The organism is Leptolyngbya sp. AN10 (assembly GCF_050565645.1).
In the GTDB taxonomy this organism is placed as follows: domain Bacteria; phylum Cyanobacteriota; class Cyanobacteriia; order Leptolyngbyales; family Leptolyngbyaceae; genus Leptolyngbya.
Window position 1 is genome coordinate 192,344 of record NZ_JBNXVP010000011.1, and the last position, 23,451, is coordinate 215,794.

Genomic DNA, 23,451 nt, shown 5'->3' on the forward strand with positions numbered 1-23,451 from the left:
CGGCGACAGAGTGAGCGGATACGGTTACAGGACGAAGAGAAACGACGATAGCGCTTTTTGTTACTGCTACTTATAACTGTTCCTGTAGTTATTCGGAAACTGCCACACAAAAACGGAAGAATAAGTTACAAGGAATGTAATTACGTCATGAAAGCCTATGGAACCATTCACGTTGACTGCGGCTGGAATTGCGACGCTTGCCTTTGGTGAGTTTGTCAAAGCGGGAGCGGGAGAGATGGCGAAAAAAGCGATCGCAGGAATTGAACCATTACGATCGATGACTAAACAGCGATTTGCTGGACAAAAGAAAGCAGAAGCCGCGATCGAGAAAATCGAGCAAGACGGATCACCGGAAGCGTTGAATAAGTTGTCTGTATATCTCGATGATGAGATGAAGGATGTAACGTTCGCTCAGTCGTTACAACAGCTTGCGAATCAGATTACGAATGTGCAAAATAATGTCGATCGTCAATACAATAACTACGGACGCGATCAGATTACGATCGAGAACATCACAGGTAATCCTAGAATCGGTGGATCTTAGTAGTGTCACGACGGTATGACAATCGAGGGCGCGATCAAATCCCAATCGAGAATGTTCACGGCGATGTGTATGTCGGGGAAGTTCGATCGAGAAAACGTCCTGATCGAGAAATGACATGGCTCAAAGCCTTTGAAAAAGAAATCGAGGGTCGGTTAGCGAGTTCATTGCACAATCGAATCCTGATTAATCTAGGCAAGGAGACGCAGCCAGAACAGGTGCATCGCCTCTGGGATATGGAGGTCAAAAGCGGACAGATTACCGGAACGATTTCGCCAAAGACGGAGATTTCAGAAGTCTTCGATCGTCCTGAAATTGCAGGTAAGTTGTTGATCTTGGGAAAACCGGGAGCGGGAAAAACCACAACGTTACTAGAGCTTGCGAGAGCATTGGTCAGAAGCGCGATCGACGACCCAAACGAACCGATGCCCTTTTTGCTGAACTTGTCGTCTTGGAAAGATCCAAAGCAAAGCATCAAAGATTGGGCGATAGCGGAACTGACGACCAAAGGAATTGGCTCGAAGATTGGGGCAAAGTGGTTTGAAGACCAAAAGATGCTGCCCTTGCTGGATGGCTTAGATGAAGTGCGATCGGATCTTCAGTCTGCTTGTGTGAAGGCGATTAATCAGTGGATGAGTGATGAGGGGCAACCGAGCGCGATCGTCGTGTGCAGTCGGCGCGAGGAGTATGAACTGTATCCCGAAAGGCTCAATCTGAATGGAGCGATTTATTTACAAGAATTGAGCGATCGGCAAATTGAAAGCTACTTAATTCAAGTCGATAGAGCTTTGCTATGGCAAGTTTTGGCGATGAATCTAGATTTACTGGATCTGGTACGGCAACCTTTGTTTTTAAGCATTACCTTGATGGCTTATCAAGATGAAACCATTCAACAATGGCATATTCCCAAATCTACTAGCAAATGGCTACCACATCTGCTCGATGCTTATATCGAGAGAATGTTACACCGCACAACTAAAGATAAAGCACATTATGTAGGGAAGAAAACACCAACACCAAAGCAAACTCGGCACTGGTTGATAATATTAGCAAAGCAATTACAGCAAGAGGCAAAAACTGAATTCTTGCTCGAAGAAATGCAGGCATCATGGCTAGGTACTGAAAGATCTGCCAGACAGATGCGTATTGTAACGCTATCGATAAACTGGCTCTTGTTTGGTGTGATTCCTGGAGTTGGAATCGGTGTTAATCACGCTTTATTATTCGGTCCTGTTTTAGGATTTACAGTTGGCTTGTTAACAATCATAGGAATGGGACTTAATATATTGATTTGTAGATTTGTTAGTTTACAAAGAGGTAATAACAGTCAACAATTCAATACAGAGTTTTACAATATTACAGAGCCAGACAAGGTATTAATTAAAATATCTTCTACTAACATCGTTAAATTGCCATCCTCACAGCAAGAGACGGTACATTTTGCTAGATCTGTAATAACAGGATTATTTACGGGAGTATTCATAGGACTTCTCTGTGGAGCAATAATCGGTGTATGCCTTGGTTTGGTCGCGTTAGTTTGTCTTGCTCTTAGAACGACAGCATTTATAGGTTTTTCAGATATACTCACAAGTAGTCGGAACGCGGTATTTCTATCATCTGTACTGGGTTTAACTGGAGGAGTTGTTTATGGATTAACAACTAATACCAAGATATTAACGGCTCCTAATCAAGGCGTGTGGTTAGCGTTGAAAAGTTCTGTATTCATAGCAACTTCACTTTCTCTTCTGTCTTGTTTCATAGCTCCGGTTGTTTTCGCAGGAATTGAAGCATCTACTGGTAGTGCTGAAGTATATATTGAGGTCATTGCACAAGCGTTGCTTTTATCGCCATTCGTGTTTTCCTTAAGTTTTGTGTTGAGTGGCGGAACTGCTTGTATTAAACACTTCTCTCTCTGCCTCGTCCTTTTCTTTAACCGTTCTATCCCCTGGAACTACGCCCGCTTTCTAAACTACGCCACCGATCGAATGTTTCTCCAACGCATCGGCGGTCGCTACCGCTTCATTCATAAGCTCTTACAAGACCACTTCGCTCAGATGGGAGAGTGAGGAGAGATCGACTCTAACGCGATCGCTCTCCTCATCGCATGGCTACGGAAATAAGCGCGATCGTGAACCTCAAAGCGCGGTTCAATCAGAACAAAGTAAACTGAAAACACTCATTCCTTTTCTAAAAAAATAGATTCCCTCCTTTGAGATACGAAGCGACCCTGAAACCGAGAGTGCTCAAAGATTTAGAGCAACTGTCACCCGACATACAGGCTCGAATTCTTGAGAAAATAGAATTGATGCAGGATGATCTACAAGGCGATATTAAACGGCTCACAAACTTCACACCAGAATATCGTCTGAGAGTGGGTGATTATCTATCCATCTCGTTCAACAGAACAAACTAATTTTCATCCCTATCGAGCATTGCTTAACAGTGATCAAGTACATCGAGTGTTCTTAAATGAACTCGGTGCAATGGAAGAATTGCCGTTAGGAATTGCTGCAATGGTACTCACGATTACGGCAGAATCTGAAACACCAGAAAAAGCGAGAATGTTGATTGGGCGAGCAAATCAAGAGATTGCAGCGCCGCGAGTTCGACAAGGCATAATAGATATTATCGGTCGCATCCTGGTTTACAAATTCACTAATCTTTCATGGCAGGAGATTGATTCTATGATGGGCTACAGACTGGAAGACACAAGAGTTTATCGAGAGGCGCAAGAAGAGAAAGCACAAGAAATCGCCCTCAGAATGCTCCGGAAGAACGTTCCTTTGGAAGCCATTGCTGAGTTTACAGAACTCTCGATCGCTGAACTTCAAACCCTACAATCCCAGTTAGAGCAAGACTCTTAGATTGATACTGTGAATTGAAATTGCAAGACGAATCTTTGCTGTGTCCGTCTTGCAATATTGAACTATTTATCGCCAACAATCTTTTCGACTGCTGCTTCTGCTTTTTCGATCAAGTTTGCTTGATCCGGATTCTCTTTCTTAAAGATTTTGATATCCTTTTCGTATTCTTTTTCCAACCCATTTGGATCTTTTGCAGCTTGTACTGCTTTTTCGTAAGCTTCTTGGCGACTGCTGTATTGCTGTCCATCGGGACTGATTACTTCTTCACTTCCGGGCGGTTGCAGTGACACTTCAGCGAAGGCAGGTGCAACGAAGCCTGTCCAAGCAGTCAAACTCACAAATACCACTGCCAATAGTGCAACTAGGCGTTTCATATAAAGTCCTCCGACATAATAATGAATTTGCGTTCGTGGCAATCTTACGAAATTTGCGATCGCATCTCCGTCTATCACAGGACAGAAGCACTGGGAGTAACCCCTGAGAAAAAACTTATCGATCGAACAAATTGGAATCGGCTAACTCATTGTTCCGCGTGTAACTCCGAGTTGATTCTGAAGTTTCAGATCTCTCCAGAGTTGCACGCCTGTAATTTCGCCGTTTAAGAGTTGACGATATCGATCGATCGTCTGCACAATCTGATTGCTGGATTCGTTCAGAAATTCGAGTCGAAAGCGTTGTACACCGCATTGTAGTAAGTGATGGACGAATTCTGCTCCGGTTTGTGCAGTCCCATTGAATACAGTGTTTCGGCAGCCTGCATCAGCGTGAAGAATATGCTCGATTCCGGTCCGATCGCGCAATTTCACTTCATGTTGTTCGCAAGGTCTTCCGCAGTTGGTAAAGTCTGTTCCTTCTGAGAGAAACGCGCAGAATACACAGTGCTCCATGTGGAACATTGGAATATGTTGGTGAATGGTGATTTCAAACCAATTAGAGGGACAGTTTTTGATGAGTTGAACTAACTGTTCAATGTTGAGATCATACGAAGCGGTGAGACGTTCTAAGCCGAGCTGTTTGAAATAGTCTGCGGTAATAGCGTTTGCGATATTGAGTGAAAAGTCTCCGATCTTGCGATCGTGTTCAAAGAATTTCAGGTGATCATAGTTGCGGATTAAGTAGCCATCGGCATTCGATCGACGAACTTGTTCTAAAATCCATTGCTCATTTGGTTTAGTAATTCTCGGTGGTGCAACCCAAATTTCTGCATCTGAGGATTGCCGTGTGAGTTCTACTGCTTGACGATAAGCACGTGGATCTTCAAATTCACAATAAACGGTTTGAATTCCAGTTTTCAATACTGTTTCTAATTGTTGAAGACTGCGAACAAGAATCGTTAACTCTGATGATTGGGTTCTTGATGTTCGTTCTGGTAATAAATCTGTAAACGTTTTTGTTTCGTTAATCGTCCATTGTTTTGGTTGAACTCGTAATTGTTCTAATCGATCGACAATTTCCCGCCGCATTCGATTCATCTCACTCATCGGAATCATCGCCGCATCTCTGAGATGATTCTCTAAGTTTCCAAGCTTAAACGGTGTATTTCCCAATCTTCCAAATTGTTCTTGTAGTCGCTCAGTTGTTAATGGTTTGGAATGAGCTTCAACGAGCGGCATTTCGGATTCAACGCGGGTAATATGTCCGATCGTATCTCTGGCGATCGCAATTAATTTCTCTCCAATTTCGCCATGAATTTCGATATCGATTGGGCGTTGAAATCTGGGTTGATCACCTGCATAAGTTTGGCGAATTTGTCGATCGAGATCCGGATCGCTTGTTTTCCAAAGCAAATCTCCGATACTAATTCGCCGTAGGTTTAATTGATCGCGTCCGAAGGTCAGAATCGTTTTGCCATTTTGCCGATCGACCGCATAAATCCGTCCGCCTTCTTCTCTTGCTTCTGGATGTCCCGCATCGAAAACAACGCCATCACCGGGTTTTACAGGTGCTTTAGATGCGATCGTAACTTGTTCCCGACGAATCTCGATCACTTCACCTAAATAAACGCCGCGCTTCTTTCCAAATCGAGCATGAACTAATTCTTGATTGTTAATTCCCTCAAACCATCCGGTGTGTAGTCCGCGTGAGAATGCCATTTCTAAGTTATATCGTTCAGCATTCACATCAGTAATCGCTCGATCGAGTGCATCTCTGTAAACTCTAGTGACATTCGCGACGTATTCGGGAGCTTTTAACCGTCCTTCAATTTTGAGACAAGTCACGCCCGATCGTACTAATTCAGGCAAAACGTCTAAGCCTGCCAAATCTTGAGGACTAAGCAAATAACGTCGATCGCCCAAATTTACCGTCTCTCCATCAGCAATCAATTCGTAAGGCATTCGACACGCTTGGGCGCATTCTCCACGATTTGCCGATCGACCTCCCAAAGCTTCACTCGTCAAACACTGCCCGGAATACGCAACACACAACGCACCATGCACAAACACTTCGAGCGGCAAAGTCACATTGCGGTCATTTAATTGCTGCTGAATCTTGTTAATTTCTTTAATCGAACATTCACGCGCTAATACAACTAACTGACAGCCGAGTGATTTCGCAAATTCAACTCCTGCTGCACTTGTTACTGTCATCTGAGTCGAACCATGAATCGGAAAATCGGGCGACAAATGCCGGATCAAGCGACAAATTCCGATATCTTGAACAATCATTGCATCAACACCGGAAGCGATAATCGATCGTAAATATTGTTCTGCTTCTGCTAATTCATTCTGAAAGATTAATGTATTCACCGTGACGTAACCTTTCACGCCGCGCCAGTGTAGAAATTCCATTAACTCCGGCAGATCTGATTCTGTAAAATTCTCTGCTCTCATTCGAGCATTAAACCGATCTAACCCAAAATAAATCGCATCTGCGCCGTTCTCGATCGCAGCTTTAGCGCATTCCCAATTTCCAGCAGGGGCAAGCAGTTCTGGAGTTTTCATCGATTGAATCCGAAAGATCACAGACTACCATTCTAGCGAATCAGTTCTATCGCAATTCCAAGATTCGATGTTGTCTAGGCACGATCGCAAGTCAAAGCTGGAACTCCTAAAGATGCGGCTAGTGCCAAACAAGCACGATCGCCGAATGATAATCCAATCGATCGAGTCAAAGGTCGTAAAAAACCTGCTCGATATGCAAGATCTGTATCAAATTCTACGATCGTCAATCCCAGCGCATCCAGATAAAAGCGAATTTCTGTTTGATTTCGTCCCTCATCTGCCAACTTTGCAACAACCTCACTAAAGTTAATGCTGCTGATGACTGCATCCGGTAAGACAACTGCTACTCTTTCACTTCCAGATTCACAATTGAGCAATGCGAGGAGTGCCGACGCATCTAGCACCCATTTACTCATTCGATCCTTCCCGTTGCCGCTCTGCAATTAATTCATCCGAGAGCGATCGTTCTTTCGTCACAAAACTCGCGATCCAAACCTGTGCGCGTCGAACCGCCTGAGCTTGAGAAAAGATTCGGAGTTCTCCATCTTGTACTTGTAAAGTCAGTTTTTCGCCTGCTTGCCAACCTAGCGCAGTCGCCAATTCAGATGGAATCTCTATTTTTCCATCGCGAGTCACGTCCATTTCCAAATAGTTCATCTGCTTGATCTAACTCGGTCACATTCATTATTGCAATAATTTTGACCGATGCAGAACTGCGATCGCGCTAGTTTGAAACCCGTAATCTGCATTGCTAAATGATTCTAGTCATTACAAGATCGTATCTGAGGAACGCTGAGCGATCGCATTTCGTGAAAATTTTTGATTGGCGTATCGATCGTATTTCTTCCAGAGTTGCACTGCCCAAGAGAACTGCCGCTCATCCGGAATGCTGAGAAATTTCTTTGAATCCGCCAAAATCTGGTAGCAAAGTTCCTCGGTAGCCCCCACTAAGTTTATGCAAAGCTTCTCCGGCAAAAACCTGCGCAGTCGTAACTTTACAGGGCAAGATTTGCGCGGAGCCAATTTCTCGAATGCTGATATTCGAGGTGCAAATTTTAGCGGGGCGAATTTGAGCGGGGCGAATTTTACAGAAGCAAAGGCAGGGCTACAAAGACATTGGATGCTGGCTCAAGTCGTAATTTCCTTCGTGTTGTCAGCAACACTTAACTTTGTGGCGGCGATGCTAAATGGAGCCTTTGTTACTTATTTGTTTACTCCAAACGTAATACAAACCTCAACACCTATTCCAGGCATCCTTTCGATAGTGTTGGTTGCTACTGTTTATCTTGCGATCGCAAAACAAGGACTAACAACAAGCGCTTTCATGACAATCGCTGTGGCTGTGGCTGTGGCTGTGGCTATCGCTGGCGCTGGCGCTGTCTCTGGCGCTGTCGCTGGCGCTGTCTCTGTCGCGATGTGAGCTTGCCCCATAAATCGATACACCCATCGAGAAAACTCATCAATGGATCGATCGGGCAATTTCACGCTGTAATCCACATAAGCAGGTCTACCGTTTTTTCCCTTTGGTCCTGGCTTGATTTCCTGATTCGGGTGTCGCTTCTCTCCCTCCTGAATAAAACCAATAACTTCAGAGAAAAATCGAACCTTCACTTCCACAAGCTCCAATTCTCCCTGAATCTCTCGCTGCTGCTGGTTTCTTGATCCCAACCTCAGCCCCCATCCTGCTTCCAAAAGGCGATGAGCAGTCTGTAAACTTTGCCACTGAGCATTTGTTCCTCGTCCTTCGCCCAGGATTTTGAAATGGTCACTAAAGCGATCGAGTCGCGACACCACGAGATGCCCATCTTTGCAATCTTCCTGCAATAGATACCAAGCAATATCAGAATAAATCAACTGCAACGGATAGATCTGTTGATACCAGGTTTTATCCGGTTCATACGGGTTACGACAGTGAAAAAGCTCGATCGCCTGACCCTTAATAATCGCCGTCTCAACCCCATCCAATTGCTCAAACAGCGTTCCTCGATATTGGCTCTTCGCCATCATTTCTTCGGGATGAGTACAAACAATAACGCGATTAAGCTGGGTTCTAATCGGGTAAAACATCTCATCTTTCAGGTTTAACCCCCGTAATCGGCGCGTCAGCTTGTTATAAACCCGGCTAATTTGCGGATCTTCCTGATACTTCGCCTGCGAATGCAAAGCGTTGAGTGCGACTTGCAACTCCTCACGATTCATCGCTCCAGTGCCGAGATAATATCCCCATCGATAAGTTCGTCGATCGAGCAACCCATAGTGCCGAAGCGTCTTCAAATCACTTTGAATCGTATGGCGTGAATAGGATGGCAAATCTACATTTACTTCTTTTGCAACTTTCTGAAGGCAGTTTAGGATCTCCTGCAAAGTATCGTGAGATTCATCACCGTCAGCATATATCGACTCAATCCGCCCAACTCCCGGATACCGAATGAATGTCGTGATCAACAGCAAAAGCCGCTCAAACGCCGGAAGCGCCGAATAAGGATGCGTCATAAGTTTCGATTCGCCGGGAAAATACCAACAATAATAAAGTATTAGCCTGGAATTTCCAGATAACGAAAAACGATTGAAAAACATAGCTTTTGGCAGCTTTAATATTGAGCCTCCAATACTGCCAAATATTAGCGCTTCATCGGCTCATCTTTATAAGATGCTCTCCAGATAAAGATTTTGGAGACGAAGCGATATGCAAACCTGTCCCTCTTGTGAGAATCCTCTACCCATCGGTAGCGTTTTCTTCTATTGCCCACATTGCCCACAGCAAATTCATTGCAAACACTGTCATGAACCCCTGCTTCCTGATGCCCAACGTTGCGTGATGTGTGGAACCCCAATCGGTGAAGGAACGATCAAGCGAAACAATCCAGATACAAATGGTATGAGTCATCCGATCGAAGCAATTAATACTCTGAAATTCATTGAGACGAGTAAGAGCGGCTCACGCGAAATCGAAGCGGCTCTGACAAACGAAGTGGGCATTAGTTGGGGTGGAACTGCGATCGCTGCAATTGTCGGCGGCTATGCTGCTCCTACAAAACCTCAGACTGCCCGTTCTGCTTTTCGAGATCTGGGACATCAACAGCTTTCCTTACTCAGTGACAATCTGAATGGTGCAGAACTTGCTCCCTCGATCGAGACTGTTGCTCAACTTCCTATCGCTCAGAGCGATGATGCTGACAAATTAAGGCAAATTTTTCGGCACAACGGCGAGCAATTACAACTGATGGAGACGCGACTGAAAGCTGCAAACAAATTGGATGCTGCACGCCGCTTAACTTTTCTAGGGCTTCTGTATTTTCGAGAAGTTGAAGGACGAGAAGAAATCCCACGCACTGATCTGAATGACATTCTCAAGCGAGTTGGACTGTATGACAACAACACTGCAACCTGGCTTGGTAAGAGTGCAGATCTCATCAGTGAGCGGGAAATGGTCGGCTTGCGTTTATCAGGGCAAGAGCAAGCTCACAAAGTTCTAGCGGAAGTTCTCGATCGTGCTGTGGAAGACAAGTGGAGTCTAACGTCAGGTGCAACAACCCGAAGCTCAAAATCCATTACCAAAGGCGATGATGATTCGGAAAATTCTGCCAAGAGCAGCAAGCGCAAATCCAGTGGCTTCTCCAAAGATGTGCAGGCTTGGGTCGCAAGTTGGAAGCAAATGGCTTCCAACATGAATGGTCACATTGCCCTTCAAGAGTAGAGTGTCACCGAAAAAGGGTGTCTGGCGCTCTGGGCGATCGGCAAAGTTACGAACGATCCAGATGTGGCAGTCTCAAGTTATAAACTCAAGCAATTTCTCTATTTGGGGCTTGGTAGCAAGGTCGATGAGCGCCATTTAGAACGAAGCTTACAAGCGATGTCAGGAAAAGGGCAATTGATCAAAGTGCAAAGCGGCTTTCAACTGCTGGCTTCGGGTTGCGATGAAGTTGAAAAACGACTAAACATCGGGCAGAAGACTGCGGTTACGGATGAGTCCTCTGACAATTCTGCTGAGGTATAAATCATGAGAAGAACCTCTGATCAACTGATTCAAGACCTTTCCAACACGGTCGATCCTCATTTCGCTCAAGCAGCGGTTGTATCCTATGTTGAAATGCAGCAACGATTTCTCGCAGGCGACTGGCAACCCACTGAGCTAGATGGCGAACGATTTTGTGAAGCAATTTCGCGATGCCTACTTCAGATAGATACGGAGCAGATTGATCACCGCAAACTGCCAGGAAAAATTCGTGATGATTTGCTGAATAAAAGTATTGCTCATCAAATCAGAGACAAGGATCGCTACCACATCGCCAAAGTCATTGAACTTGTGTACAGATTTCGCTCCGATCGAGGAGCCGTTCACATCTCCACGGAGTACACTGCTAACTACATGGATTCAATGCTGGTGCTTCATGCCAGCAAGTGGATCTTTGCGGAATTTCTCCGTCTAGCTTGGAATCGAGATCGCAAGATTGTGGCAGAAACGATTGCTCAAATCGTTCAACTAGAACACTCCGTTATTCATGAGTTGGATGGCAAACCTTTGGTTTTAGCAAGAGACATTTCCGCTACAGACGAAATTCTTCTACTTCTGTACCACGCCACAAATAATCGGTTGAGTCGGGCTGAGCTTCGAGAACAAGCTGCCGCTCACAAACCTCAAAACGTCAATGTGGCGCTGTCGAGGCTAATCAAGAGCAAAGAAATTCGGGCTGTCGCTGAGAATGAAGTTGCGCTCACACCGAATGGTCAGAAACGAATTCTTGAACAAATCATGCCGAAACTTAGTCCACAAAAGTAAGAAATGGCTCCGTAACAACAAACAATCTACACACGTAAAAAGCAGCCGATGACACATCAGAGTAAAGATTTCGCAAAACCGTTCAGCGCCAACGATCCGCTTCGTCAGATCCCAGGTACTCTATCCTTAAGCAGCAATAATCACCTCGTAAGCGATCTCACGATGGACGACAGCAAAGCCCTCTTCGATTACTGGCACGATCAGGTCCGACTCAGAAATCACGATCTGATTGCGGCTCCAGGTCAAGTCCAAACTCAAGTATTACGCCACGAATGTACAAACTACGACGATCTTTGGCGAAGCCCCGCAGTTCAGCGACTCGATGAGCTAGAGCGAGGTCGAATTATTGCAATCATCAAGTATGAATGTACGGCTAAAGTTTTACAGCATCGAGCTTGTCGGCTCCGTGATCGCGCCAATGAACTCGAAGAAGCTTGCCAAGAACGAGATCAGCAAAAATCCAGACTACTGCGCCTGATTCAAGCACTTCAGGAGAAACTATTCGGCAAAGACAAAGAAATTGAGCGCTTAACGACGCAAATTGCAGCGCTTAAAGTTGAAAACGAAGCAGTACGAGCAGATGCAGAAAACAGTAAAGCGGAAGCAGAATTACGGGCAGAACTCGCACAACTTAAAAAGCAATATGATGCAATTGAGAAACGTAAGAAAGAACTAGCCAAAAAGAATCAGAGTTTAGGCGGTCAAGTCTCTCACATGAAACAATATATTCGGCAGCGAGATGAGGCAAGAGAATTAGTGAAGCAGCTGAAGGCTCAAATTGCGACGCTGACTCAGGAGAATCAACAACTTCGGGCAGAAAATGATCAATTTCGTCAAGATTTGAAGCGATATCAGTGAGTAGAACATCCTACTGACGAGGCATCTGACGACATGATGAAACTTCAAGCGCTAAAAGCGAAAGTCTATGAGCTAGCTGAAGTCAATGCGACTCAGCAACTCAAGGCAAAGTATGCGGATATCAAAACGCTTGATATGCGCCGAAAAGATTCCTGGGAGAAGGCTCTGACCGTTATCCAGGGACAACAGCCTGAATTTGAAGCGTGGCTGGAGAACCCGCCCGAAGAGTACAAAGACTTATTCTCGGAAGTTGCAGAAGTGGCGCAAGAATATGATCTCAAATCAGCCAAGGTCAAGCAGTTGACCCAAGAAGTTCTTTCAACAGCCGCCAGTCTCGAAACGTTAGCAGAAGAATGTCAAGACGAAGCTAATCAGCTAAAGCAAGATGTAAAAGCATCTAGAAAAAATGCGAAACGGGCTGAACTGAATTGATTTTCACTCTTCCAAAAAGAGAGATTTGTAAGAAATCGGCAAAATCGCTTAACTGACTTGAAACCCCTCAAACAAACCAGCACACAACCAGCTTCATCTGATCTCAAGCAGAAATTGTCCCAGCATCATCGAATGAAGCCAAGTTATTATCCAGTTAGAATCATTTTTGAGCTATGGTTCTTTAGCCCGCTTCCTGAATTCTTATTCTATTGATGCAGAGTATATGGCAATTAACCATTTATTTGCAACTTTTTAACCATTTATTTGCTAGAAGTGAAGAGCCAAGAGAATCTTAGGCTTTGCGGCATTTTTTCAATCTGCATCAGAAACGACTTGCAACTTTTTAACCATTTATTTGCTAGAAACCTTGTGAACTAGAACAGTCGAGTAGACCGTGCCAAACTCGTAGTTCCCAGGGTCAGGCAGTCCTTTCAACCTATCTTTAAACTCATCGCCTCAGTCTGTTCATAACCGGGATTTCCACGGAAACATCGAACTGGGATCGCCCACCTCACTCCTGAAGTCATCATGCTCGAACTGAGAAACCAACAACTGATCTTCAAGCTCAGTGCGGCTCATCTCACTGAGGGGCGCGACTGAAAACGCATGATCCAGAAACAGTGGCAGCAATGCCAACCACAGCGGCAAGCGAACCAAACCGTTGACGTGGCATCAAGTGCTGCGGAGCTTGTCCCCCAAACTGGCGCAATTGGTGGTGCGCTCACTTATACGATTCGCCCGACTTGTTCAGGCTATCACCTGACGCTGCATGATGCCATTACAGCAACCGAGCGGGAATGGACTGCGACTTTGACACTCCTCGACCTAAAGGTACGAGGATTCTTGGCTCAACGAAACCACTTGAATTAGATACCTTGCAGCGTCTAACCCAGAGGTGGGATTCTCCCCAAGCGTTAATTCGGGTATGCCCTACCCTATTTGCTTTTCAGCAAGTTCTGTTTCAATTTGAAGCGCAACTGCCCCAAAATGCTGTTCGTCCAGTCCCCGTGAATCTTTTACCTACTTTCGGGAGCTTGCAATTTGCAAGCGATCTGGAACAACAAGTAGAACCGCATAGATTCAGTTGTCAAGGTTCAGCGTGTCTTTCGACGACCAGGTTTTTTAAGTGGTTGATTACCTTTCCACTGATGCAACTATACTACGAAGCCGTGCTAGAAGCACAGGGTTTTAGACCCATTCTTCTGATAACTCCGACCGATGCGGTGGTCTTTGCCGTGCTGCACGAGCCAGACTATCAACGACTCTACCAGTGGTGGACGCAATCGACGGGTGATGCCTTTGAGGACTGGTTGCAGTCGCAACTGGTGTACCAATTCTGCGATACCACGCTCGGTCGCATCACCAAAGTCAGGAACTTGACCACCAGAGTGCAACTCGACCTAACCGACTATGAAGATTGGTAGTTCGAGTCATACGAGTACAATCCGATTCGAGCTGAAGCCTGCTCCCATGCGCTTCGCACTCGAACGCGAACTCGTCAGCCTACCGTTTTGGTCGAGTCGGTCAGGAATCTCTGCGATCGGGATCACTTGTTTCATTTCAATCCATGCGGTTGAGAATTGTTTTATGCGGGCGTGGAAGCGTATGCGATCGTCACGGGTGAGACAATTCCTGACGTGATGTTGAGCTATCCTCGCTCACCGATGGGCAAATCGTGGACAGCCGCAGAAGTGGTGCAGCGCTTTCCTCAAGTGGCGCAACAGTATGGAGTCCAAAAGTCAATGCAGGATGACGAGTGACAGGCTCAATCATGGAAACAGTGAAATACACCAGCGATCAGACAGAAAACGATGGGATATCTAATTCAGTATTCGTTTCATCACGTTCTTGGTACTTTCGGACGGATGCTGACTCTGAATAGCAGAATTCCGTACAGGCGAGACCACAGACCGACTTTTTAATGAGTACGATGGTTCTGAACCAGTACTGCGATAGTGGTGGAATTAACCGAATGCTGCATGAACAAAAACACTCAAGTGCCACCCACGATCGTTGAATTTTGACAATCTCTCAACCTTAAAACTGCAATGACAGAAATGAACTCAAACTCGATGTCTGAAACAATTTCGTTAACTGTACGACTGGAAACGAACGGACAACATCTCTGTGAACTGTCATCTCCGTTAAACGATCGCATTCAGGATGAGATTCGGTGCTACGGTCAGTCACGCGAACACGCGATCGCAATTGCTCTAGAACAGTTAGCCGACCAGTATCGCGAGATCGCGGAAGAACAACAGACGATCGCTTGGGATGCAGTAGAGCGTTCGGAAACGGGTGAACCAATTCAGAAGCAATATCACGTCTTGTTACACTATGAAAATCGCATCACCGCAGAATCAAAGTTTGAGGCGATGCACAATACTATCATTGGGAATACAGTGGTGGAAAATGCCAGAATTACTGTGATCGAAGTTTCAGAAGAGTTGCCTACTCAGCCCTTAATGCGATCGTGGGAGTAGGTAGTATGCTCCCTTGCTTGTCCTGAACGGTTCATATCTTTATTGCCCTGTAGGGGGACAGAAACACGATCGCGCTTCATCCGGTAAAATTGTCCTCAGTTCATGCGGGCGCGAGGTCAAGCGATGCCACGTCGATCGAAGTCTCCTATTCTCACTTGGTCAGCCGATACCCAACTCGTCGCCATCACGCTCACCCTTCAACCCCAAGCCGATTTTCAAGTTCCCACTCACTACGCTACTGAACTTCATTCCTGGTTTCTCAACCAAATTCGCCGCATCGATCCTGACCTCTCCGCCTATCTACACGATGGACAAGCCGAAAAAGCCTTTAGCCTATCCAGTTTGAGCGGTGACACCACAAGCCAAGATCGAACCTTGACCTTTAGGCACGATCGTACTTATCAATGGTCGATCGCTGCTCTCTCAAACGCTGTATGCCAAGGCTTGCAACAGTGGTTAACTCATTCGCCCGGAGTCATGCAGTTACGTAGTGGGGACTTAACAATTCAATCCTGGGACATTGGCTTACCTGCAACAACTTATGAAACGGTGTGGAATACTGCGATCGCTCAACCTAAATCAGAAGAATCTTGCCTCACCTTTGTCACTCCTACCAGTTTCCGCAAACGCAGCAATCATCTACCGTTACCGATGCCCGAAAATGTATTTCATAGCTATCTGCGGCGCTGGAATCATTTCGCGTCGATCGCAGTGGATCAAGCTGAGTTTCTGGATTGGATCAATGAATGCGTGGTGATTTTGCGGCATGAGATTCGATCGCAAAAAACGCAAGCAGGCAAGCAAGGATCAGTCACGGGCTTCGTTGGTTCAGTCCAGTTTGGACTCGCACCGAAAGCCAAGTCGAATCCCCACTATGTGCAACTGTTTCATGCGCTGATTGCTTGTGCGCCGTATTTTGGGACGGGGCATAAGGTGACGTTCGGCTTGGGGCAGACCCAACAGGGCTGGTTCACGGAGGTAGCGCTGCCGAGGATGGATGCAAGCGCGATCGTATCCCCAAGTAGTACAGCGATCGCACTTCTTCAATCTTCAGCATCAAACAAAGACGATCGAGATTCGGGAGACCGCGAACAAGCTGATCCAATTTCTGAGAGTGGAGATCAGCAGGGCGAACTTCGCAGAAAGTCGAAGCAGACGGCTCAAGCCGAGCAAGTCGGAGTAAAGCGCGATCGTCAATCAAGTCCTCGTGTGGCGGAGCGATCGGAGTTAACTACAAATGAAGCGGTGCGAAATCAACGCCAATCTGAACTCAAGACGTTTTTTTTGAGCCGGAAGAAGCGCCAAGGCGGAGAACGTGCTGAGAAAGCGGCAGAACTTTGGGCAGCGATTCTCGTCGGACAGGAATTTGGCGAAACTTTGAAAGAGATTGCAGCGAGTTTGGAGCTTCCTTACGAAACCGTGAAACGTTACGCGGGTCGCGCTCATCAGGAATTAGAGCGGAGTTGAGATGATGCCTCACAAATTAGCGCAATCAGTTAGTGAGAAGTTAACGCCAGATTTTAGCGATCGCTTGAGGAGATTGCGCGATCGAGTGAGAGGCGATATGCTAGGGTCACGCCAGAACCATGAAAACTCAATAAATTCGTTCGGAGCCTCGATAGCGCTCCATGTATGCGTTTCAGCGATTTTCGTTGCGACGAATGGATGGAAGCGAGACCGTTTTTGGGTGAGCCTCGCAAACCGCCTCTGGAGCTTTGACTCTGTAAGGGTTTGAGAAGGCAGGGGTTCACGCTCTAATTTCCCCGCAAGGGGACGGAAACCGTTCACTAATTGTTCAGCGTTGCGAGTCGCAAGAGAATGTTCACGCTCTAATTTCCCCGCAAGGGGACGGAAACCCGCGTTTTTGAGCTTTGGTCATCATCTGAGTAATAGCAGGTTCACGCTCTAATTTCCCCGCAAGGGGACGGAAACACTGAAAAGAATCGAGCACCTGCTGTCACCATTTGAGGTTCACGCTCTAATTTCCCCGCAAGGGGACGGAAACCTTATAAAGAGGAAGAAGAGAGTCAGTTTCATAGCTTGTGCGGTTCACGCTCTAATTTCCCCGCAAGGGGACGGAAACCCATCTTGAGGGCAAGCTCCACCAAGTTCTTAGAACTTGTTCACGCTCTAATTTCCCCGCAAGGGGACGGAAACTGCTCAATTTCCAAACACTTCAAACACTTCTCGTAAAGGAACAAGTTCACGCTCTAATTTCCCCGCAAAGGGACGGAAACGTTGAAGCATAAAAGCAGGAAGATTAAAGTTGCCTTCGAGTTCACGCTCTAATTTCCCCGCAAGGGGACGGAAACACTCCAAACAGGAACATCAAGCTTGCGGCTGTGGCTGGTTCACGCTCTAATTTCCCCGCAAGGGGACGGAAACTGCAAAAGCTTGTTCGCGCTCTTGTGGAATCGAGGGTTCACGCTCTAATTTCCCCGCAAGGGGACGGAAACCCTTCAGGCGAAACGTAAGTGTAAAGCCCTGACACCGTGTTCACGCTCTAATTTCCCCGCAAGGGGACGAAACAAAAAAACGATCGCGCTCTATCTCACCCTTCCCAAAGCCGAATTTTCTTGATCGTTCCATCCTCTTTCAGCGAAACCACTTCAACCTTCACCGCTGCCCCAACCTGTAAATCTTGATGCCGCTTGCGCTCTGTATTCGATCGCTTCACTCCAGCGACTCGATAGGTAACTTCCATCCCTTCTTTCTTCTCGATCGTGGCATCTAACACCTGTCCAATCTCAACCGTTTCAGCCGCGATCGCACTTATCGCCACCTCTGCCACCAATCCCCCCGAACTGTAATAGCGCAACAATCTCGCTGCCCATCCCAACACCTGCAACATCGTCGGCACATCCCCTGACAAATGCTGCCGACAAGCCTGATTCAGTGTTCGATAGTAACGTTGCGTTTCCTTGCTGTGCCCGACCCGATAGCCTTCGCGCTCCAACACCTGAAGATAAGTAAAAAACTTCGCCCCCTCATTCGGGTTGAACGATCGCAAATACGCGATCGCTTTTTGAAGTTCATTGACCTTCACCCCTTCTCGATTCAGCGCTTCTGCAATCTTGTAAGCAACATTCCATTGCTCTGTGGTTAGCTCATCCATTAGTACATTCCTTGCGGTGCTTTGCGATCTGTTGGAAACTTCAAAATCTCACTCAATTGCTGTAACTGCGCCATCTCGATCAGCTTATGTCGGTGTGCGGCAGCCATTCGAGCTTGAATAAACTCTCGCATCGGTTGTCCAGTTAGAGCAACCGAATCAGAAAGCGTATAGTGTCGATAGCGATCGCGGACATTTTGAAAAGCAGCGATCGCAGAAATCTCAACCGTCATCGTTCCCATGCCGATCGGCTTTCCACCACCGACTTTTAATGCAAACGGATGCTGCTGATCTTGTCCCAAAGCAATGAATAACGCACCCAGTTCTGCATCTGCAAGATTCTTGAACTGTAGCTGAGTCGTAAATACATACTCTGCTCCCGCCTGCTGGACTGGAATACCTTGTTGTCCGCCATCGACGGCTTTAATGGCGTGATAGTAAAACTTCCGCCCTACGGCTTTACCGTTTTGCAGATAGCCGCGATACTCATCTGGACGAGGACGATACAACGACGGCATAAACCCTGTCGCGGATTCAGCCTTCTGACAAATTGCATCACTAAATTGAATCAACCCCTGCCAATCCAGCGCCCCAAAGACTAAGCTTGCTGGGCAGAGTTCCTGTTTATTTCGGCAGGGAAATCGACCGTCAGGAATGTATTTTCTATTAGCAACTACTGCTAAAGTACTATTCGTAATCGTCTCATAAATTGATCGAACAGCCCCTTTCAGCGAACTTCCTGCGATCGCTAATTTTTGCTGCTTTCCCTGAGTCATCGTCTTAATCAGAGGCACTTTCGACTTTACATCTGTTCCCAGTGCTACAATCCCTGTCGAAACGTGAACTGCCGTTTTTACTTTTAGGATTAGCTTGATCGAGCCATGATAGCAATCCTTTTTGTATTGGTCATGCCCGACTGGATGCTTGGGCGTTGGCTTCTCCTTCGGAAAAGGAATCAGTTCATAAGGCTTCGGTTCTACGGATTTGCGAATCGGTCTAGAAGTCGTCATAGCCTAATCCTCCGCAGTGAGAGCAACAAAATGAACGGTCGAAGTCTGATCATCAATGAAACATCGTTGTGCAACATTCACGCCTTGACCTTGAATTCCTTCTGGAAAGCGAGTTTCAGTCGGAGGGTAAAGTTTCGCCTGATACGATTTAGTTGTCCAAACCTTGTCGATCGCAGTAAATCCTGCTTCAGCGTGAATGCTCAAGATCAAGACATTAAAGCGCTCTCCTTGTTGCTTCCAGCGAAGTTCTCGATCGCGATCGAACATTTGTCCTTCTGGACTGGGAAACTCTTCTGGAAGATCGAGTTCGATGCCGCTGACGCGATGTGCCCAGCGTAGAAAATAGCAACTTTTTGCCGTATCGTACTGTTTGAGTAACTGCTTGAGATCTGACTCTGAAACATTCTGCTTAAAACCTACAAATGCACTCATGCTGCTACTCCCAATCGCTTGCTCCAAGCTTTCACCGCAGCTTCAAAGACTTGCTCGATCGCGTCATTTTCCCAAGTTAACTGCACTCCAAAGCCCAACGCCATTTTCTCAGCTATCCCAAGCGTCACAGGCTGAATGTCCTCACTTGCAAATCCATATTTCTCTCGCTCCTCATCTTCTAGAAATGCACCTGCTCCGATCAGTGTCGCTGCACTCCAGCTTTGTTCTCGTCCAACCTGCACAATGTTGTCATCCTTCAAAATACAGCCTGGATATTGCACGATCGCTTTTTCTAATCGAGCTTCAACAATCCCCAGTCCTCGCGATTTCGCAAATCCTAGTCCAAACCATCCATCATTCAAATCCCGCAAGACTAACCCAATTAGTCCCAACTGTTCTAGAGAAAAGTTTTTGAGATGAATCTTTGTCCGAAACTCTCCAGCCGTACACACTTGAAAATTAAACGGACCCACTGCAACCGATCCAAAAACTCGATCGATAGCCACTCCATTTCGTTCCTCAATTCTGAGTGCGGCTCGATCGATCGGATAAGCATCTTCTATCCGCAGCCGACTCGCAATCTCAGTACTTCCAAACAACTGATCCGTGAATGAGGAATGCTGATAAATCTTAGGTGCATCACCTTGAAAGGGTTCTAAATAATCGTAGCTAGAACGATTCAGCGGATTACTCGCCCAAAGCTTACTCGGATTATTCGGATTACGATCGCCTCCAACAGTTCGGACAATCCGTTCTGCATGAGCGCGAATTGCACCTTTTAGAGAGCTTCCAGGCAAATAGATGGATTTCCCACCTGCATGATAAGTTTCGACGAATTCCATATCAGGCTTTGTAGGATCAGCCCCTTCTTTCCCGGATTTAATCAAGATTGGAGTAGTAGGCGAAAGAATTAGCTCGATCGTACAGTGATTAACAAAACGCTTGTGCATAGTAATTCTCAACGTGCGGCGGGAGCAGGAATTTTTTGTAAATGCTGAATTAGCTTCTCAGTCCAATCCTGAGCATAACTATCAAGAGTTTCTGAACTAAGCTTGTACTCATCCAAATTGCGATCTACCAAACGCTGTAGGTAGGTGATTAATCGTTCTGGTTGCTCGTCAGGATCAATCCACCAAGCGTGATCGATCGAGAGTTTCACGACTCCTAATCCTCTCGATCGTCCACCTCCAAGCGGGATCTGTTCTGTCTCAAATTGATGCAAGCCAATCATCAACAGCCCTAACTCATTCTCTTCGGCATTCTCGACCACAGCCCGAAACTCAAACTCTGTCCCTGCTGGAACAACCTGAAAATCATAGAGTCTGCCATCTGCGGCGGTTTCAGTATCTCGATCGATTGAAACGCCATCTCGCTCCTGATACTGTCCAAACCAAGTTTCTGTGTTGACGGTTAAATCTCGCACTTGAAACTTACTTGCAATCCAAGGAGAACCAAACAATCGAGCCGCAAGATCAGTTTGTGTCCATAATGCTTCTGTTAGAGCTTCATCGTTACCATTATGTTGCTCTTTAAGGTCGCGAATCAGTGTCATTCGATCTGAACTGACAAGCTGATTCGGATCTTCAGCGAGTGTAGGATTGATTCCTCTGAGAAAGCTTTCTAAACGCGATCGCAAAGCTCCTTTGAAACTTGCACCCGGAATAAAGGGCTTCCCTAGTGCATCTTTCACCACAGGTAAATCTGATCCAATCGGCTCAGTCGATCGACCCTGGCTGATTCGCAATGCGGTCACTGTTTTCAGTGTTCCTTGAAGTTCTAAACGATTCTTGAAGACTTGAAACATTCGGATTAGCCTGCTTTTGTAGTTAGATTGAGATACTTCAAACAACGAGAGCCATAGCCCAAATAGCGTCGAATGAGTTCAATATGAATGTCCTGAGTGTTGGGATAGCTCGATTCTTTTGCGATCGCATCTGCTTTCAATTTCAGCTTGCTATCAATGTCGGTCACAATTCGAGTTGCAAGCGAGTTTTCTCCTCGCCCCCATTTACTATCTCGCCCAACTTGGTAACGCAAGAAGTTCTTAATGACTTCCGAACTTTCAGTCGTATCTGCCACTCGAACTAAGTTCCGAAACTGTGCTTCTTCTAGTTTGTCTCTTCCACTTTTCCCATAAGTTGTCTGATGCAGTGCATCTTCAATCCACTGTACTAGCTCATCTTCTGCCTGCCGAATACCTTTCTGCATCAACAGTTCAATTTTTGGCTCAATCTGACTCACGCTGCTTTCTCCCGAAATGTCTCATGAAACTCATCACAAATTCTCACCTGTCCAAAGCCTTCTACAGTTCGATCGCCTACTCCTTTTTCTTCTAATTTCTTCAATGCTTCTATCCACCGCTGATGTTCAACAGAATCAACACTAAATAAATACACTGCTCCCCGATTTGTTACTAGCTCAACATCTTTCATCAATCCCCAAGCCGCATTCCAACCTGAGCGATAGTCATAGCTACTATACGCACGATGTAGACGTAGAGAAGAATTTGCGATGCCTGCAAACTGTTCTAGCATTTCAGCAGAAATCACTGTTGTTCGCTGCCAGTTCTCATTCAGAATCGCATCAGACTGCAAATCGATCGTGAAATACATCCGGCTCAAATCTGTGTCATGTTGACCAAAGATAGTCCAGAGACTCATTCGCTTTTCTAAGGCTTGGTTAAACTGTTTAACTCTTGTTTCCAAAGAGTCTGGGGCAGTTCCAGAGATCGCTTTAAGCTTGACTTTACCCAGTCCTCGCGAGGTTGATCCTCCGATGCGAAACGATTGCGGTTCTCGGTTAATAAAATCAACAAATGCGATCGCTAAATCGGTATCTTCGATTAGAACAGTACTGCGGTAAACAGCATTCCGCCAGCACTGATCTTCATATCTTGCTGCTTTAGGACGCTCTGCAAAAGACTCATTCAAAACGGCAACACTGTATAAAACTTGTTCTTCAGCCGTTGCTCGTCGTCGATTAATTCCAACACGAGTCAAAAATCGAGAGCTAATTTCATGTTTACAGTACTGCTGATTTGTAATGCTATAAAACGCGCTGTAAGGCTCAACTTGTGAATTAGCTCCCTCTCCTGTTGCAGATGGGTCTGTAAATTCATAGGGTTGCTGAACTTGATCTCTGCAAAAGCTATCGATTAAAGTATCAAATACTCCACCCTGTCCCGAAGATCGAAATCCAGGGTTCGTTTTAGAGCTTACTGCGGTGGCGGGTAGTACTCGAATTGCATCATTTGCGATGCTCCATTGATCTTCATCAACTTGTGCGATCGCTGGATAAGCATTCTGAAAGATCGCAGCCGTATTCCCTAAAAATAAAGTCTGAAAATCACCACTTTGCGGCTGATCGCTGGATTGATTCGCCTGTTGCAGAATTTGAGATGCGATCGCACCTCGTAAAACACTGCCTGGAATATAGGTTTCAACTTCACTAATTGAGCCACCAGGTCTTCTTCGTCCTAATGCTAAAGGGGATTCTGCGGTAATGAATAAATCAACTCGATTCATGGCGATTCTCCTTCTTTCAAAAAGTCCCAAGCTGATTGCTCGATCGTTTCTGATTCAATTTGCCACTGCAACCATCCCAATCCCGCAGATTTACTTCCACCCAAGGCATGAATGTGATGGAGTCCTGAGAGCAATAATGCTTTCATCCAAGGCTTACAGTCGGCTTGAAAGTGGATCTGTCCAACGAAAGCAAGCTCGGCATTAACGGGAGAAGTTTCAAGAAAGTAGAGCTTCTGTTCTTCAGCAGTTCGTCGAGAGCGGCTAATCGTTACACCAGGACGAAGGACTTCAGACAAACTCTCCGGGTCGTTGCTACAGATTAAATCATCAAATTGAACCTTCGATGCTTAGTGATGTAGAAAACTTTTTGCAGTCTCAAGATGAGAATGTAGTGATTTTAGAGAACTGAATGCGCCGCTCTAAACGAACACGTTTACTTTCGGAGGCACAAGCGGCAGGCGGACTACGACGTG

Annotated in this window: 27 protein-coding genes, 2 pseudogenes and 1 CRISPR repeat array; of the genes and pseudogenes, 14 read left to right on the forward strand and 15 right to left on the reverse strand. The window is 46.0% G+C overall.

From position 1 onward, the window contains the following. Nucleotides 1-157: 157 nt before the first annotated feature. The 3 genes from ACQ4M5_RS17640 (at nucleotide 158) to ACQ4M5_RS17650 (ending at nucleotide 3,405) form a co-directional block, all read left to right on the forward strand. The gene (locus tag ACQ4M5_RS17640; RefSeq protein ID WP_430676964.1) at nucleotides 158-544 is read left to right on the forward strand and encodes a hypothetical protein; all 387 of its coding nucleotides are present in this window, start codon (nucleotides 158-160) and stop codon (nucleotides 542-544) included. A 2-nt stretch (nucleotides 545-546) separates the two neighbouring features. Continuing rightward, the gene (locus tag ACQ4M5_RS17645) at nucleotides 547-2,607 is read left to right on the forward strand and encodes an NACHT domain-containing protein (RefSeq protein ID WP_430676965.1); all 2,061 of its coding nucleotides are present in this window, start codon (nucleotides 547-549) and stop codon (nucleotides 2,605-2,607) included. A gap of 309 nt (nucleotides 2,608-2,916) precedes the next feature. Then, a complete protein-coding gene (locus tag ACQ4M5_RS17650) occupies nucleotides 2,917-3,405 on the forward strand; it encodes a DUF2887 domain-containing protein (protein ID WP_430676966.1) in 489 nt (162 codons plus the stop codon). A 62-nt stretch (nucleotides 3,406-3,467) separates the two neighbouring features. On the opposite strand, the gene ACQ4M5_RS17655 is transcribed toward ACQ4M5_RS17650, so the two are convergent. The 5 genes from ACQ4M5_RS17655 to ACQ4M5_RS17675 form a co-directional block, all read right to left on the reverse strand. Then, on the reverse strand, nucleotides 3,468-3,779 hold the full coding sequence (locus ACQ4M5_RS17655; RefSeq protein WP_430676967.1) for a hypothetical protein: 312 nt from the start codon (nucleotides 3,777-3,779) through the stop codon (nucleotides 3,468-3,470). A 141-nt stretch (nucleotides 3,780-3,920) separates the two neighbouring features. Further along, a complete protein-coding gene (locus ACQ4M5_RS17660; RefSeq protein ID WP_430676968.1) occupies nucleotides 3,921-6,347 on the reverse strand; it encodes a DUF3656 domain-containing U32 family peptidase in 2,427 nt (808 codons plus the stop codon). Between the two features lie 74 nt (nucleotides 6,348-6,421). Continuing rightward, nucleotides 6,422-6,763, reverse strand: coding sequence for a type II toxin-antitoxin system VapC family toxin (locus ACQ4M5_RS17665; RefSeq protein WP_430676969.1), 342 nt, complete (start codon nucleotides 6,761-6,763; stop codon nucleotides 6,422-6,424). Then, the gene (locus ACQ4M5_RS17670) at nucleotides 6,756-7,004 is read right to left on the reverse strand and encodes an AbrB/MazE/SpoVT family DNA-binding domain-containing protein (protein WP_430676970.1); all 249 of its coding nucleotides are present in this window, start codon (nucleotides 7,002-7,004) and stop codon (nucleotides 6,756-6,758) included. The genes ACQ4M5_RS17665 and ACQ4M5_RS17670 overlap by 8 nt, the downstream gene beginning before the upstream one ends. Before the next feature lie 111 nt (nucleotides 7,005-7,115). Continuing rightward, on the reverse strand, nucleotides 7,116-7,295 hold the full coding sequence (locus ACQ4M5_RS17675) for a hypothetical protein (RefSeq protein ID WP_430676971.1): 180 nt from the start codon (nucleotides 7,293-7,295) through the stop codon (nucleotides 7,116-7,118). A gap of 7 nt (nucleotides 7,296-7,302) precedes the next feature. Here ACQ4M5_RS17675 and ACQ4M5_RS17680 point away from each other — a divergent pair. After that, nucleotides 7,303-7,428 (forward strand): annotated as a pseudogene (locus ACQ4M5_RS17680) (pentapeptide repeat-containing protein); the annotation flags it as partial. Nucleotides 7,429-7,628: 200 nt separating this feature from the next. On the opposite strand, the gene ACQ4M5_RS17685 reads toward ACQ4M5_RS17680, so the two are convergent. Beyond that, nucleotides 7,629-8,840, reverse strand: coding sequence for a helix-turn-helix transcriptional regulator (locus tag ACQ4M5_RS17685; RefSeq protein WP_430676972.1), 1,212 nt, complete (start codon nucleotides 8,838-8,840; stop codon nucleotides 7,629-7,631). 193 nt (nucleotides 8,841-9,033) lie between these two features. Between ACQ4M5_RS17685 and ACQ4M5_RS17690 the strand changes: the two genes are divergently transcribed. The 7 genes from ACQ4M5_RS17690 to ACQ4M5_RS17720 all read left to right on the forward strand — a co-directional run bounded on the left by ACQ4M5_RS17690 (nucleotide 9,034) and on the right by ACQ4M5_RS17720 (nucleotide 13,841). Next, nucleotides 9,034-10,044 carry a hypothetical protein gene (locus tag ACQ4M5_RS17690; RefSeq protein ID WP_430676973.1) on the forward strand — a complete coding sequence of 337 codons (1,011 nt, stop codon included), beginning with the start codon at nucleotides 9,034-9,036 and terminating at the stop codon, nucleotides 10,042-10,044. A 63-nt stretch (nucleotides 10,045-10,107) separates the two neighbouring features. Beyond that, nucleotides 10,108-10,344 carry a hypothetical protein gene (locus ACQ4M5_RS17695; RefSeq protein ID WP_430676974.1) on the forward strand — a complete coding sequence of 79 codons (237 nt, stop codon included), beginning with the start codon at nucleotides 10,108-10,110 and terminating at the stop codon, nucleotides 10,342-10,344. A gap of 3 nt (nucleotides 10,345-10,347) precedes the next feature. Beyond that, the gene (locus ACQ4M5_RS17700) at nucleotides 10,348-11,127 is read left to right on the forward strand and encodes a hypothetical protein (protein WP_430676975.1); all 780 of its coding nucleotides are present in this window, start codon (nucleotides 10,348-10,350) and stop codon (nucleotides 11,125-11,127) included. A 162-nt stretch (nucleotides 11,128-11,289) separates the two neighbouring features. Then, complete coding sequence (locus tag ACQ4M5_RS17705; protein ID WP_430676976.1) at nucleotides 11,290-11,985, forward strand: hypothetical protein; 696 nt, start codon at nucleotides 11,290-11,292, stop codon at nucleotides 11,983-11,985. A 33-nt stretch (nucleotides 11,986-12,018) separates the two neighbouring features. Beyond that, nucleotides 12,019-12,417: a hypothetical protein gene (locus ACQ4M5_RS17710; RefSeq protein ID WP_430676977.1), complete on the forward strand. Its 399-nt coding sequence runs from the start codon at nucleotides 12,019-12,021 to the stop codon at nucleotides 12,415-12,417. A 606-nt stretch (nucleotides 12,418-13,023) separates the two neighbouring features. Next, on the forward strand, nucleotides 13,024-13,287 hold the full coding sequence (locus ACQ4M5_RS17715; RefSeq protein WP_430676979.1) for a hypothetical protein: 264 nt from the start codon (nucleotides 13,024-13,026) through the stop codon (nucleotides 13,285-13,287). 278 nt (nucleotides 13,288-13,565) lie between these two features. Then, complete coding sequence (locus tag ACQ4M5_RS17720) at nucleotides 13,566-13,841, forward strand: hypothetical protein (protein ID WP_430676980.1); 276 nt, start codon at nucleotides 13,566-13,568, stop codon at nucleotides 13,839-13,841. 6 nt (nucleotides 13,842-13,847) lie between these two features. Here the strand turns inward: ACQ4M5_RS17720 and ACQ4M5_RS17725 are convergent, their stop codons facing one another. Then, nucleotides 13,848-13,976: a hypothetical protein gene (locus tag ACQ4M5_RS17725; RefSeq protein WP_430676981.1), complete on the reverse strand. Its 129-nt coding sequence runs from the start codon at nucleotides 13,974-13,976 to the stop codon at nucleotides 13,848-13,850. 21 nt (nucleotides 13,977-13,997) lie between these two features. Between ACQ4M5_RS17725 and ACQ4M5_RS17730 the strand changes: the two genes are divergently transcribed. The 3 genes from ACQ4M5_RS17730 (at nucleotide 13,998) to cas6 (ending at nucleotide 16,367) form a co-directional block, all read left to right on the forward strand. Continuing rightward, entirely contained in the window at nucleotides 13,998-14,177 is a 180-nt protein-coding gene (locus tag ACQ4M5_RS17730) for a hypothetical protein (RefSeq protein WP_430676982.1), read from the forward strand. A 288-nt stretch (nucleotides 14,178-14,465) separates the two neighbouring features. Next, the gene (locus ACQ4M5_RS17735) at nucleotides 14,466-14,900 is read left to right on the forward strand and encodes a hypothetical protein (RefSeq protein ID WP_430676983.1); all 435 of its coding nucleotides are present in this window, start codon (nucleotides 14,466-14,468) and stop codon (nucleotides 14,898-14,900) included. A 123-nt stretch (nucleotides 14,901-15,023) separates the two neighbouring features. Next, complete coding sequence (gene cas6, locus ACQ4M5_RS17740; protein ID WP_430676984.1) at nucleotides 15,024-16,367, forward strand: CRISPR system precrRNA processing endoribonuclease RAMP protein Cas6; 1,344 nt, start codon at nucleotides 15,024-15,026, stop codon at nucleotides 16,365-16,367. Between the two features lie 278 nt (nucleotides 16,368-16,645). Beyond that, nucleotides 16,646-17,430: a CRISPR direct-repeat array (repeat unit 36 nt; unit sequence GTTCACGCTCTAATTTCCCCGCAAGGGGACGGAAAC). 21 nt (nucleotides 17,431-17,451) lie between these two features. Here the strand turns inward: cas6 and ACQ4M5_RS17745 are convergent. The 8 genes and pseudogenes from ACQ4M5_RS17745 to ACQ4M5_RS17780 form a co-directional block, all read right to left on the reverse strand. Next, a complete protein-coding gene (locus ACQ4M5_RS17745) occupies nucleotides 17,452-18,015 on the reverse strand; it encodes a hypothetical protein (RefSeq protein ID WP_430676985.1) in 564 nt (187 codons plus the stop codon). Next, on the reverse strand, nucleotides 18,015-19,022 hold the full coding sequence (locus ACQ4M5_RS17750) for an RAMP superfamily CRISPR-associated protein (RefSeq protein ID WP_430676986.1): 1,008 nt from the start codon (nucleotides 19,020-19,022) through the stop codon (nucleotides 18,015-18,017). The genes ACQ4M5_RS17745 and ACQ4M5_RS17750 overlap by 1 nt, the downstream gene beginning before the upstream one ends. Before the next feature lie 3 nt (nucleotides 19,023-19,025). Continuing rightward, nucleotides 19,026-19,454, reverse strand: coding sequence for a hypothetical protein (locus ACQ4M5_RS17755; RefSeq protein ID WP_430676987.1), 429 nt, complete (start codon nucleotides 19,452-19,454; stop codon nucleotides 19,026-19,028). Then, nucleotides 19,451-20,404 (reverse strand): RAMP superfamily CRISPR-associated protein, encoded by a 954-nt coding sequence (locus ACQ4M5_RS17760; RefSeq protein WP_430676988.1) that lies wholly within the window; start codon nucleotides 20,402-20,404, stop codon nucleotides 19,451-19,453. The genes ACQ4M5_RS17755 and ACQ4M5_RS17760 overlap by 4 nt, the downstream gene beginning before the upstream one ends. 8 nt (nucleotides 20,405-20,412) lie before the next feature. After that, nucleotides 20,413-21,258 (reverse strand): type III CRISPR-associated RAMP protein Csx7, encoded by an 846-nt coding sequence (gene csx7 / locus ACQ4M5_RS17765; protein ID WP_430676990.1) that lies wholly within the window; start codon nucleotides 21,256-21,258, stop codon nucleotides 20,413-20,415. A gap of 5 nt (nucleotides 21,259-21,263) precedes the next feature. Continuing rightward, nucleotides 21,264-21,695 carry a hypothetical protein gene (locus ACQ4M5_RS17770; protein ID WP_430676991.1) on the reverse strand — a complete coding sequence of 144 codons (432 nt, stop codon included), beginning with the start codon at nucleotides 21,693-21,695 and terminating at the stop codon, nucleotides 21,264-21,266. Further along, nucleotides 21,692-22,978: a type III-D CRISPR-associated RAMP protein Csx10 gene (csx10, locus tag ACQ4M5_RS17775; RefSeq protein ID WP_430676993.1), complete on the reverse strand. Its 1,287-nt coding sequence runs from the start codon at nucleotides 22,976-22,978 to the stop codon at nucleotides 21,692-21,694. The genes ACQ4M5_RS17770 and csx10 overlap by 4 nt, the downstream gene beginning before the upstream one ends. Continuing rightward, nucleotides 22,975-23,310, reverse strand: a pseudogene (locus tag ACQ4M5_RS17780) (RAMP superfamily CRISPR-associated protein); the annotation flags it as partial. The gene csx10 and the pseudogene ACQ4M5_RS17780, both read right to left, overlap by 4 nt. Nucleotides 23,311-23,451: the final 141 nt, after the last annotated feature.

What these genes read in the sequence shown, in the direction of transcription:
- csx7 (WP_430676990.1), bottom strand. Translation starts at nt 21,258, where the DNA reads ATGTTTCAAGTCTTCAAGAATCGTTTAGAACTTCAAGGAACACTGAAA.
- ACQ4M5_RS17705 (WP_430676976.1), top strand. Translation starts at nt 11,290, where the DNA reads ATGGACGACAGCAAAGCCCTCTTCGATTACTGGCACGATCAGGTCCGA.
- ACQ4M5_RS17725 (WP_430676981.1), bottom strand. Translation starts at nt 13,976, where the DNA reads ATGAAACAAGTGATCCCGATCGCAGAGATTCCTGACCGACTCGACCAA.
- ACQ4M5_RS17690 (WP_430676973.1), top strand. Translation starts at nt 9,034, where the DNA reads ATGCAAACCTGTCCCTCTTGTGAGAATCCTCTACCCATCGGTAGCGTT.
- ACQ4M5_RS17655 (WP_430676967.1), bottom strand. Translation starts at nt 3,779, where the DNA reads ATGAAACGCCTAGTTGCACTATTGGCAGTGGTATTTGTGAGTTTGACT.
- ACQ4M5_RS17720 (WP_430676980.1), top strand. Translation starts at nt 13,566, where the DNA reads ATGCAACTATACTACGAAGCCGTGCTAGAAGCACAGGGTTTTAGACCC.
- ACQ4M5_RS17660 (WP_430676968.1), bottom strand. Translation starts at nt 6,347, where the DNA reads ATGAAAACTCCAGAACTGCTTGCCCCTGCTGGAAATTGGGAATGCGCT.
- ACQ4M5_RS17710 (WP_430676977.1), top strand. Translation starts at nt 12,019, where the DNA reads ATGATGAAACTTCAAGCGCTAAAAGCGAAAGTCTATGAGCTAGCTGAA.
- ACQ4M5_RS17760 (WP_430676988.1), bottom strand. Translation starts at nt 20,404, where the DNA reads ATGCACAAGCGTTTTGTTAATCACTGTACGATCGAGCTAATTCTTTCG.
- ACQ4M5_RS17700 (WP_430676975.1), top strand. Translation starts at nt 10,348, where the DNA reads ATGAGAAGAACCTCTGATCAACTGATTCAAGACCTTTCCAACACGGTC.
- ACQ4M5_RS17750 (WP_430676986.1), bottom strand. Translation starts at nt 19,022, where the DNA reads ATGACGACTTCTAGACCGATTCGCAAATCCGTAGAACCGAAGCCTTAT.
- ACQ4M5_RS17755 (WP_430676987.1), bottom strand. Translation starts at nt 19,454, where the DNA reads ATGAGTGCATTTGTAGGTTTTAAGCAGAATGTTTCAGAGTCAGATCTC.
- ACQ4M5_RS17715 (WP_430676979.1), top strand. Translation starts at nt 13,024, where the DNA reads ATGATCCAGAAACAGTGGCAGCAATGCCAACCACAGCGGCAAGCGAAC.
- csx10 (WP_430676993.1), bottom strand. Translation starts at nt 22,978, where the DNA reads ATGAATCGAGTTGATTTATTCATTACCGCAGAATCCCCTTTAGCATTA.
- cas6 (WP_430676984.1), top strand. Translation starts at nt 15,024, where the DNA reads ATGCCACGTCGATCGAAGTCTCCTATTCTCACTTGGTCAGCCGATACC.
- ACQ4M5_RS17640 (WP_430676964.1), top strand. Translation starts at nt 158, where the DNA reads ATGGAACCATTCACGTTGACTGCGGCTGGAATTGCGACGCTTGCCTTT.
- ACQ4M5_RS17685 (WP_430676972.1), bottom strand. Translation starts at nt 8,840, where the DNA reads ATGACGCATCCTTATTCGGCGCTTCCGGCGTTTGAGCGGCTTTTGCTG.
- ACQ4M5_RS17735 (WP_430676983.1), top strand. Translation starts at nt 14,466, where the DNA reads ATGACAGAAATGAACTCAAACTCGATGTCTGAAACAATTTCGTTAACT.
- ACQ4M5_RS17670 (WP_430676970.1), bottom strand. Translation starts at nt 7,004, where the DNA reads ATGAACTATTTGGAAATGGACGTGACTCGCGATGGAAAAATAGAGATT.
- ACQ4M5_RS17745 (WP_430676985.1), bottom strand. Translation starts at nt 18,015, where the DNA reads ATGGATGAGCTAACCACAGAGCAATGGAATGTTGCTTACAAGATTGCA.
- ACQ4M5_RS17665 (WP_430676969.1), bottom strand. Translation starts at nt 6,763, where the DNA reads ATGAGTAAATGGGTGCTAGATGCGTCGGCACTCCTCGCATTGCTCAAT.